The 10,450-nt window shown below is 64.9% G+C and carries 7 protein-coding genes; 6 read left to right on the top strand and 1 reads right to left on the bottom strand.

Annotation, left to right across the window (positions count from 1 at the left end; translation table 11 throughout):
* Positions 1–40: 40 nt before the first annotated feature.
* A complete protein-coding gene (locus HX814_RS30630; RefSeq protein WP_003218615.1) occupies positions 41–1,033 on the bottom strand; it encodes a P1 family peptidase in 993 nt (330 codons plus the stop codon).
* 306 nt (positions 1,034–1,339) lie between these two features.
* On the opposite strand from HX814_RS30630, the gene HX814_RS30625 reads away from it, so the two are divergent.
* The 6 genes from HX814_RS30625 (at position 1,340) to HX814_RS30595 (ending at position 10,342) form a co-directional block, all read left to right on the top strand.
* On the top strand, positions 1,340–3,778 hold the full coding sequence (locus HX814_RS30625) for a TonB-dependent siderophore receptor (protein ID WP_003218616.1): 2,439 nt from the start codon (positions 1,340–1,342) through the stop codon (positions 3,776–3,778).
* A gap of 58 nt (positions 3,779–3,836) precedes the next feature.
* Entirely contained in the window at positions 3,837–5,174 is a 1,338-nt protein-coding gene (locus tag HX814_RS30620) for an LLM class flavin-dependent oxidoreductase (RefSeq protein ID WP_177009892.1), read from the top strand.
* Positions 5,171–6,088, top strand: coding sequence for a 5'/3'-nucleotidase SurE (locus HX814_RS30615; RefSeq protein ID WP_177009891.1), 918 nt, complete (start codon positions 5,171–5,173; stop codon positions 6,086–6,088). The genes HX814_RS30620 and HX814_RS30615 overlap by 4 nt, the downstream gene beginning before the upstream one ends.
* Positions 6,085–8,058: an LLM class flavin-dependent oxidoreductase gene (locus HX814_RS31605; protein WP_256344148.1), complete on the top strand. Its 1,974-nt coding sequence runs from the start codon at positions 6,085–6,087 to the stop codon at positions 8,056–8,058. The genes HX814_RS30615 and HX814_RS31605 overlap by 4 nt, the downstream gene beginning before the upstream one ends.
* 159 nt (positions 8,059–8,217) lie before the next feature.
* The gene (locus tag HX814_RS30600) at positions 8,218–9,210 is read left to right on the top strand and encodes an LLM class flavin-dependent oxidoreductase (protein WP_087695234.1); all 993 of its coding nucleotides are present in this window, start codon (positions 8,218–8,220) and stop codon (positions 9,208–9,210) included.
* Positions 9,200–10,342 (top strand): LLM class flavin-dependent oxidoreductase, encoded by a 1,143-nt coding sequence (locus HX814_RS30595; RefSeq protein ID WP_003218626.1) that lies wholly within the window; start codon positions 9,200–9,202, stop codon positions 10,340–10,342. Before HX814_RS30600 ends, HX814_RS30595 begins: the two co-directional genes overlap by 11 nt.
* The last annotated feature ends 108 nt before the right edge of the window (positions 10,343–10,450 follow it).

Below are 10,450 nucleotides of genomic sequence, written 5' to 3'. Positions count from 1 at the left end.
CGTCGCGGCGGCCCGCGGAGTAACGGATATACACCCCACCCTAACCCCGCGCAGCAAACACCCCCCGAGCAATCGACCGAGCCACACAATCAGCCGCCGCCGACCCAATCCGCCCAATCTCCACCTGCCGCCGAGGCCCATCCGCCACCTCCACTGCCCCCGAAGCCAACGCAAAAACCGTATCCCCATCAAACGGCAAATGCGCCGGCCGCACCGCCCGGGCAATCCCGTCCTGCGCCATGATCGCCACCCGCTTGCACTCCGCCACCGTCAACCGCGCCGTACTCGCCACCACCACCAGCGTGGTATTGGCCCCCGCTTGCAGACGCCCCATGGAATCCAGCCGCGACAACTCCGGCATCGGATCACTGCAATCCATCTCCGTCACCGGCCGCGCCCCGCCAAACTCCCCCGCCACCTCCCAGGGCCACGCCCAGAACGTCTCGCCATCCGGCATGTAGACCGAACCAATCGGGTTAGCCACCACCAACGCGGCAACCACCAACCCATCGCCCAAATCCAGGGACGCCGTCCCCAGCCCGCCTTTCAGCACCCCGGCCATGGCCCCACGCCCGGCCCCGACAGAGCCCAGCTCAAACTCCGGACCGGCATTGGCCAGCGCCTCAAACCCCAGCCGCCGGTAAGGTGGCTCCAGGCCCCAATCCTTGTCCCCGCCATTCGCCAAATCATGCAACACCGCCGCCGGCACGATAGGAATCGCCGGCGCACCCGGCTTCAAATGCAACCCCACCTGGTCCTGGGACAACTTCGCCGCCACCGCATCCGCCGCCGCCAGGCCAAACACCGAGCCACCGGCAAACACCAGCGCGTGCAGCTGGCCCACCATGTTCTCCGGCTCCAGCGCCGCGGTTTCGCGACCACCTGGGCCTCCACCGCGAATGTCGATACTGGCAGTCCAGAAACCATCCGGGCGGATCACCGTGACGCCGGTGTCGGCGTACAGGTCTGTGGCGTGGCCAACCTCCAGGCCGGGAATATCAGTGAGGGCGTTGCGCGGGCCAGGTCTAGGCATACAGAAAAGCTTCCTTGGGTTTAGGTATGGCGTGGGGAGAGCAAGGGGTGTGCCAAGGAGGCGCTCCCCCGGCCCAGCGTACGCTAGCAGCTTCGCGAAAAAATCCCCTGCACAAAAACCAACACCCTGCCCTCCCGCCTGTTAGAAAAACACCAGCCGCCCCGCAAACCCTCCAACAACTCCTTGTTATCCAAGACTTTTCAGCGATGGCACAGCCTTTGCTCTCCTGCCTCCACCAGAGCTTGAACTTAACAAGCCGTCCTCGAACAAGGCCCGTTGCCTAACCACACTGGAGTGTTGCACATCATGAATCCATCACGCGCCGCAGGCCGCCGCCAACCCGGCAAGGCTTTCGCCCATACCCTGTTGTTCCTCGCCGTGTGCGAGGCCGTCAGCTACAGCAGCCTGACCCTCGCCGCCGACGCCCCGGCCAGCGATAACCCCCTGGACACCGTCGTGGTCATCGGCAACCGTGGCCAGGCCCGCACCCTGGCCGACAGCCCGGCGCCGGTGGACGTGATTTCTTCCAAGCAGTTGCTCGCCACCGGCCAGGGCGACCTGACCCGTGCCTTGAGCAAGGTGCTGCCGTCCCTCAACCAGCCGGCCTCGTCGGGCTTCGGTTCGACCTCGATCGTGCGCCCCATCAGCCTGCGCGGCTTGAACGGCGACCAGGTGCTGGTGCTGGTCAACGGCAAGCGCCGCCACAACAGCGCGCTGCTGAACAACGCCACCTCCCTCAACTCCGGCTCGCAACCGGTGGACCTGGACATGATCCCCACCGCCCTGGTGGATCACATCGAAGTGCTGCGTGACGGCGCCTCGGCGCAATACGGGTCGGACGCCATCGGCGGCGTGATCAACATCGTGCTCAAGCAAACCGACCACGGCGGCAGCTTGTCCACCACCTACGGCCAGAACTATGAAAACGGCGACGGCGAAACCGTGCGTCAAACCGGCAATGTCGGCCTGGCCCTGCCCAACGACGGTTTCATCAACCTCGCCCTGGACGTGAAGAAACAGGACGTCTCGGACCGTTCCGATGCGGCGCCGTACACCGACAGTGCCGGCAACACCAGCCAACGGCACACCTACTACGGCACCGGCTTGCCCGAGGCGAAGAACTTCAGCCTCGGCTACAACGCCGAGCTGCCGGTCGCCGACGCGCTGACCCTGTACTCGTTCTCGACCTACACCCACCGCAACTCGGAAAAGCCCCTGGCATTCCACCAGCCGCCGTCGTTCAACGGCATCCAGACCCCGTACCCGGAAGGTATCGAAGACAACCTGCGCTTCATCGAAGACGACTTCCAGGTGGCGTTTGGCGGCAAGGGCCAGGCCGCCGGCTGGGACTATGACCTGTCGAGCACCTACGGCCAGGACCATGCCCGGGCCACCCTCACCGACACCTACAACCTGAGCTACGGCCCGAATTCACCGACCTCGGTCGACACCGGCGTAAAAACCTTCAGCCAGTGGACCAACAACCTCGACCTGACCCGCGCCTTCGACCTCGGCCTGTACAAGCCGACGCAGATTTCCTGGGGCCTGGAACAGCGCTACGAAGACTACAAGATCGGCAAGGGTGACCTCGCCTCCTACGCCAGCGGGCCGTTCGACACCGGTGCCAACGGCGCGATCATTCCACCCGGGACCATTTCCGGTGCCGGTACCACCCCGGCCGACGCCGCCGAAAAAAGCCGCATCAGCCTCGCGGGCTACGGCGAGATCGGCCAGGACCTCACCGACAAATGGCATGTGGACCTGGCCGGGCGCTACGAGCACTACAACGACGGCTCGGGCACCACCACCAACGGCAAGTTCTCCACCCGCTACCAGCTGACCCCGATCCTGGCCTTGCGCGGCACCGTCAGCACCGGGTTCCGCGCACCGTCCCTGGCCCAGCAGATCTACAGCTCCACCTCGCAAACCAGCGTCAACGGGCAACTGTTCGACTACCGCAACGTGGCGGTGAACTCCGATGTGGCCAAGGCCCTGGGCGCGACCACCCTCAAGCCTGAAAAGTCGACCAACTACAGCATCGGGCTGACCCTGCAACCCACTGACAACACCAACATCACTCTGGATGCCTACCAGATCGTGATCAAGGACCGCATCGCCCAGACCGGTTACCTGGGCGGCACGCCGCAAATCAGCGCGATCCTCGCCGCCGCCGGGCTCAACCCGAACCAGGCGGTGACCTACTTCACCAACGCCCTCGACACCACCACCCGCGGCGTCGACCTGGTGGGCGACTACCGCCAGGACATCGGTGCCTATGGCAGCCTGAAATACAGCGCCGGCTTCAACTGGAACACCACCCAGATCGACTCGATCCACGCCTCGACCGTGGCTGCCCAGGCCCTCGGCCCGGACGGTGGCTATGACCGCCAGCGCCAGGGCAACCTCAAGTACGGCTTGCCGCAATCCAAGCTGCTGCTGGGCACCACCTGGACCTACGACAAGGTTGAAACCAGCCTCAACCTGACCCGCTACGGCTCCTACACCGAGTACGGCACCGCCGAGATCTACGACCGCAACTTCGCGCCGACCTGGATCACCGACCTGAACATCGACTACCACCTGACCAAGGCCGTGACCCTGAATGCGGGGGCCAACAACCTGTTCAACAAGTACCCGAAACGCACCGACCTGGTAAGCAGTTCCGGCGGCTTCCCGTACGGTACCTTTTCGCCTTACGGCACCACCGGTGGCTATTGGTACACCGGCGTGACGTACGCCTTCTGACCCAGCCCGCGGGGCCGGTTCGCCGGCCCTGCGCCTGACCTTTTGCGGGAGCCTGTCCATGACCCGACGTACCGATCAACTCAAGCTGGGGGCCTTCCTGGCCAACAGCGGCCACCATGTATCGGCCTGGCGCCATCCCCTGGCCCAGGCGGATGCCAGCCTGGATTTCGAGCACTTCAAACACATCGCGCAAACCGCCGAACGCGGCAAATTCGACGCCTTGTTCGTCGCCGACGTGGTCGCCCTGTGGGGCCATCATCATGACGCCCTCAGCCGCACTGCCCGCGCCGAACACTTCGAACCCTTGACCCTGATGGCCGCTTTGGCAGCCGTCACCAGCAACATCGGCCTGATCGCCACCGCCACCACCAGCTACAACGAGCCGTACCATATCGCCCGCAAGTTCGCCTCCCTCGATCATCTGTCCAAAGGGCGCGCCGCCTGGAACCTGGTGACCTCGGTGGTCTCGGATGAGGCCTGGAACTTCGGCCGCGAAACCCATATCGACCATGGCGACCGCTACCAGCGCGCCGAAGAATTCCACGACGTGGTCAAGGGCCTGTGGGACAGCTGGGACGACGACGCCTTCACCCGCAACAAGGCCAGCGGGGAGTATTTCGACCCGGCCAAACTGCACACCCTGAATCATCGCGGCGAACATTTTTCCGTACGTGGCCCACTCAACGTCGCCCGCCCTCCACAGGGCCATCCGGTGCTGGTACAGGCCGGTGCGTCGGAACCCGGCAAGGCCCTCGCCGCCCGCGTTGCCGAGCTGATTTTTGCGGTCAACCATGACCTGGCCGGCGCCCAGGCTTTCTATCAAGACATCAAGCAACGCGCCGCCGCCTTTGGCCGTGACCCCGACCACATCAAGATCCTGCCCGGTGTCACCCCGTTTATCGGCGAAACCCGCGAACAGGCCCAGGCGCTGTTCGAAGAGTTCCAGGCCCTGGTGGACCCCGTGCTGGGCCTGCGCTTCCTGGCCGACACCCTGGGCGATGACATCGACCTGTCGGGCTACGACCTCGACGGCCCGCTGCCGGAAACCCCGGTAGGCCAGCGCGGCAGCCGTCGCGACAAACTGCTGGAACTGGCCCGCAGCCAGAACCTGAGCATCCGCCAGCTGTACCTGCACCTGACCGCCGGCAACCCGATAATCGGCACCGCCGAAGACATTGCCGACTTCTTCGAGCGGTGGTTCGAAGCCCGTGCCTGTGACGGGTTTAACGTGTTCTTCCCGTACTTCCCGGGCGGCATCGACCTGTTCGTCGAGCAGGTGATTCCACTGCTGCAGCAACGCGGGCTGTTCCGCACCGAATACGAAGGCACCACCCTGCGGGAAAACCTCGGCCTGCCGCGCCCGGCCAATCGCTTTACCCAGGGAGTCACACCATGAAGCGCAGCGCATGGATGCTGGCAGTCGGCAGCCTGTTCGTCTCGAAGGCCTTTGCCCTGAACATTTTGCTGAGCAACGACGACGGTTATCAGCACCCCAATATTCGCGCCCTGTACACCGAGCTCAAGGCCCAGGGGCATACGGTGCGGATTGCCGCACCGCAGGCCGACCAGAGCGCACGGGGCGGTGCGTTTTTCTTTGGTCGCGAAGTCACCGTTGGCCATGACGACGACCCGGCCTACCCCGACAGTTACTACATCAGCACCACTGAAAACGGCGTGTGCCAGAGCCCCGAATGCACCGGCAAAGACGTGCAGATCGAAATCAGCGGTACGCCGGTAATGGCCCTGCTGATGGGCCTGAAAAAAGTCATGCCCCACCCCGACCTGGTGATCGTCGGCCCCAACCCCGGGAATAACCTGGGGGCGATCAACAGCGCTTCCGGCACGTTCAACGTCGCCAGTGTCGCGGTGCAGGCGGGCATTCCGGCGCTGGCAGTCAGCACCGATTTGAAGGAGGCAGACCCACAACGCGCGGCGCAACTGGTGGCGAAGCTGGTCAATGCCCTGGACCAGCATCGCCAGCCCGACGGCGCGCTCTTGCCCAAGGGCCTGGGCCTGAATATCAACCTGCCAAAAGACCCACGGATCAAGGGCGTGAAACTCACCCGCATCGGCAGCTACGTGGGTTTTGAAGCGGTGTACACCGACGACCTCAAGCAATTCAAACTGCCGGGCAAACCCGGCATCGGCTTCCAGTACAGCCCCGCCGCCACCGCCGAGCAGCAGAAGCAGGATGAGGCGGTATGGCTCAACAAGGGTTACTTGACCATCAGCCCGTTCAGCGGCCTGCCGGAGTCGATCAACGCCGGCCCCGCCCTCCAAAAACAACTGGCCCGCGAGGTGCAGCCATGAGTTCGCGTTTTTCCCTGGGGTTTCTCAGCCGGGTCTACAGCCCCGGCTTCGAGCCCAAGGTCTACCGCGACACCGTGGAGTTGTTCAAGGTCGCCGAAGAGCTGGGCTTTGACAGTGGCTGGGTGGCGCAGCATCACTTCGCCAGCGAAAACGGCCGCCTGCCCTCGCCCCTGGTATTGCTTGCCGCCATTGCCCAGCGCACCCGGCGGATCAGCCTGGGCACCGGGATTATCGTGTTGCCCCAGGAAGCGCCGCTGCGCCTGGCGGAAGACGCCTCGGTGCTGGACCTGTTGAGCAATGGCCGGCTGGAGCTGGGCCTGGGTGCGGGTTTTGATCCCGACACGTTCACCGCATTCGGTCGTGAGCCTGAGGCGCGCCACCGCGATTATGAGCAGCACCTGCAACAGTTGATCCATGCCCTGGGCAACGCCCCCCTGACCGACAGCGGCTCGCGCCTGTTGCCACGGGCAGCCGGCCTTGGGCAGCGAATCTGGGAAGCCACCTCACGGGTGGAACGGGTGGCCGAGCGCGGCCACGGCCTGATCATGGCGCCCAACCCGCACCTGCCGCCCGAAGCCGGGGTAGAACTGGTCAACCGCTTTCGCAACGCCTGGACCGGTGACAACGGCACCCCGCCCCGTGTCACCCGGGTACAGGCGCTGATCCCGAACCCGGACGCCGCCACGCGCAACGATATCCAGGCCTACGTGCAACGCCAACAGAGCATCGGCGTGTACAAGGCGCCGGTGGATGATGATTTCGACGCCACCCTCAGGCGCCTCGGCATCCTGCACGGCCCGGTCGAGCAGATCATCGAGCAGTTGCAGCAAGGGCCGAGACTGACGGCCAACGACCACCTGGTGCTGCAAGTACAGACCGCCAGCACCCCGCTGCGGGAGGCGATCCGTGCCCTGGAAATCATCCGCGAACAGATCGCCCCGGCCCTCGGCTGGCAACCGACACTGCCCCCAAGGAACCCTGACATGAGCTTCAAACTGGGCTTTCTCAGCCACGCCTTTGGCGACGATCCACAGCAGGTCTACCGCGACCTGATCGAACAATTCGAAGTCGCCGAGGCCCTCGGTTTCGACGGTGGCTGGATTGCCCAGCACCACCTGAGCAACGGCTTCGGCCGGCTGCCGTCGCCGCTGGTATTGCTGGCGGCGGTGGCCGAGCGAACCCGGCATATCGAACTGGGCACCGGGGTGATCGTGCTGCCTTTCGAAGACCCGATCCGCCTGGCGGAAGACGCCAGTGTGCTCGATGCCCTCAGCGGCGGCCGGGTGCAATTGGGCCTGGGCAGCGGCGGCGCCAACCTCGACAATTTCAGCGCGTTTGGCCGTGATGCCGTGCAACGCCAGGTCGATTTCAGCGACCACCAGCAGCAGGTCCAGCAGTTACTCGACGGCGAGCCATTGACGCCCCACAGCGCGCTGACCCTGCAACCGCCAGCAACCGGCTTGAGCAGCCGCTTGTGGCACTCCCACGGCAGCCTCGAAGGCGCGGCATACACCGCCAGCCAGGGCAACGGCTTGCTGCTGGGCACCGCCACCCACGATCCGCTGACGGTGCAAAAACCCCTGGCCGATGCCTACTTGAATGCCTGGACCCGCACCGATCGCCCACCGAGAATCGGCGTGGTGCGGGCAATTTTCCCGGCAGCGGATCGCGCCGGTGCCCAAGCGGAACTGGCGGTGGATATCGAGCGCCACATCCCGCGCCTGCAACGCGAAGGCCTGATCGATCAAGCCGTGGACCTGCAGGAGCACCTGCGCCTGATGAACGTGCACCACGGCCATCCCGACGAAGTGATCGCCAGCCTGCAACAGGACCCGTCCCTGCTGCCCTATGCTGACTACGTGATCGCCGTGGTCCAGGCCGAAAGCTCGACCCAGGCGCAGATCCTCAAGCGCCTGGAAATCATCGCCCGGGACATCGCCCCGGTCCTCGGATGGCGAGGACGAGAGTAGGATGATCAAACGCCCTGAAAGCGTCAGCTCCCGTAGCAGCTGTCGAGTGAAACGAGGCTGCGTAGCGGTGTGTCAGATACACCGCGAACGCAGCCTCGCCGGGGCTCGACAGCTGCTACGACGACGCGTGATGCTGATGCCAAACTATGGAGCCCGTGTATGCCCCTTGAATTCAGTTGGTTGATGCCCCTCTGTACCCCCGACTGGGCGGCGCGGCCGGGGCAGTGGATCCAGCTGGCCCAGGCGGTGGAATACGCCGGCATCGACGGCCTGTGGATCCCCGGCGGCGCGCTGTGTGCCGACAGCCTCGGGGTGGCGGCGGCGTTATGCGCCCACACCCGACGGGTGCAATTGTCGGTGAGCGTACCGCCGGAAGTCATGCTGCCGGCGGCCCTGGCCACCACCCTGCAAAGCCTGCAATCGATCAGCAGCCACCGGGTGCGCCTGCACTTGCCCGACGGCGAACAAGGCAGCCTGCGCAGTGCGTTTGGCGAATGGCTGAACCGCGACCAGCGCAGCGAACGCATCGGCGAATACCTGGAGATTCTCCAACAACTGCTGGCACCGAATGACGGCGGCCTGGATTATCAAGGCCGCTATTTCCAACTGGAAAACGCCGGCGTCGCCCGCCGCGAACTGCCCGCGCCGCCACTGGTGCTGGACGACAGCCAAAGCCACGCGCTGGTGGCTGGCCACGCCCAGGTCTGCCTGTTGCGGCCTGGGCATCCGCAGTGGCTGGCCCAGGAAATACAACGCTGGCGCCAGCTTCAGCCGGGCCTGGCTTTCGCCTGTACCTTCGGCCTGGTCATCGGCGACAGCGAGGACCTGGCCTGGGAAACCGCCGCCGCCCTGCTGCCGACCCAGGACCTGCCCAACCACCGCATCGCCACCGTGCCCCGCGACCGTCACCCGTTGCGCCAGTGGGAGATCCACCCGAACCTGCTGCAACTGCACCCTGGCCAACCGTTGATCCTGGTGGGCACGCCCCGCCAAATCGCCACGCGCCTGCAGGAACTGCACGGCCTGGGCCTTGGCCACATCATCCTGCAAGGCGGCCCGGCGGTCGGCGAAGTGCTGCGCTTTGGTGAACAGATCCTGCCGCTGCTTTTTCAACACGGCCTGCGCAAGGAGCGCCTGCACCATGAACACTGAGGTTCGCCCCCCGATCCAGCTCGACTGGTTCCTGCCCACCAATGGCGACGGTCGCCACCTCACCAGCAGCGGCCTGCCCAAGGTCGGGCTGTTCCAGCAAGGCGAACGTGCCCCCACCCTCGATTACCTGCGCCAGATCGTGCGGGCTACCGAACAGGCCGGGTTCGACGGGATCATGGTGCCCACCGCCAGCGGTTTCGAGGATCCGTGGCTGATTACCGCGGTGCTGGCCCAGGAGGTTCGGCGGCTTAAATTCCTCCTGACGTTGCGACCAGGCATGGAGCTGCCGGCCTATACCGCCCACCGTGCGGCGACCTTGCAATTGCTCAGCGAGAATCGCCTGGCGTTGCATGTGGTGACGGGGTCCAGCCGTTTTGAGCAGCGTTCGTTGGGGGACTTTCTCGAACACGATGAGCGTTATGCGCGTACTGCGGAGTTTTTGCAGGTGTTCCAGGCGGTGTGGGCTGGCAAGCAGCCGGCGCATCCGGGGCGCTACTACCGCAGTGGGATCAACACGCCGGTGGCGCCTGGGGCCGAGGTGCCGGCGATCTATTTTGGGGGTGCCTCCGAGGCTGCCGAGCAGGTGGGGGCTGCCCATGGGCAGACGTACCTGATGTGGTGTGAGCCGCCGGCGATGATTGCCGAGCGGGTGCTGCGGATGCGTGAGTTGGCCGCGATGCAGGGGCGGACGTTGCGCTTTGGGTTGCGCTTGCACATCTTTGCCGATCGCACTGACGAGGCGGCCTGGGCGCATGTGGAGCGGCTGTTGGAGGAGATACCCAAGGACGCCATTGACCAGGCGCAGCGGCAGATGGCCAAGTATGAATCGGTGGGGCAGAGCCGCCAGACCGAGTTGATGAAAGGCCGTGGGCGTGGAGCGCGGGAGCTGGAGGTTTCGGCCAACCTCTGGGCCGGTGTGGGCCTGGTACGGGGCGGGGCCGGGACCGCGCTGGTGGGGAGTTATGAGCGGGTGGCGGAGCGGATCGAGGAGTATCACCAGCTTGGGGTGGACAGCTTTATTCTCTCGGGGTTTCCGCATCTGGAAGAGTCGATTCATGTGGGGGCGGAGGTGTTGCCTTTGTTGCGCAGGATTGGGGCTTCGGGGAGGGATGTTGAGGTGGGTCGGGGTTGATTGAGTACATATCCGTTTCTTCGGTTATGGCTGATATCGGTTCCGCTCTTACAGCGGCTCACTTTTGAAAAGCGCAAAAGTAAGCAAAACGCTCTTGCCCCACCACTC

It is taken from the genome of Pseudomonas sp. C8002 (genome assembly GCF_013385765.1).
Lineage (GTDB): Bacteria > Pseudomonadota > Gammaproteobacteria > Pseudomonadales > Pseudomonadaceae > Aquipseudomonas.
Note: the sequence above shows the minus strand (reverse complement) of the source record. Positions and strands in the feature narration are given on the sequence as shown.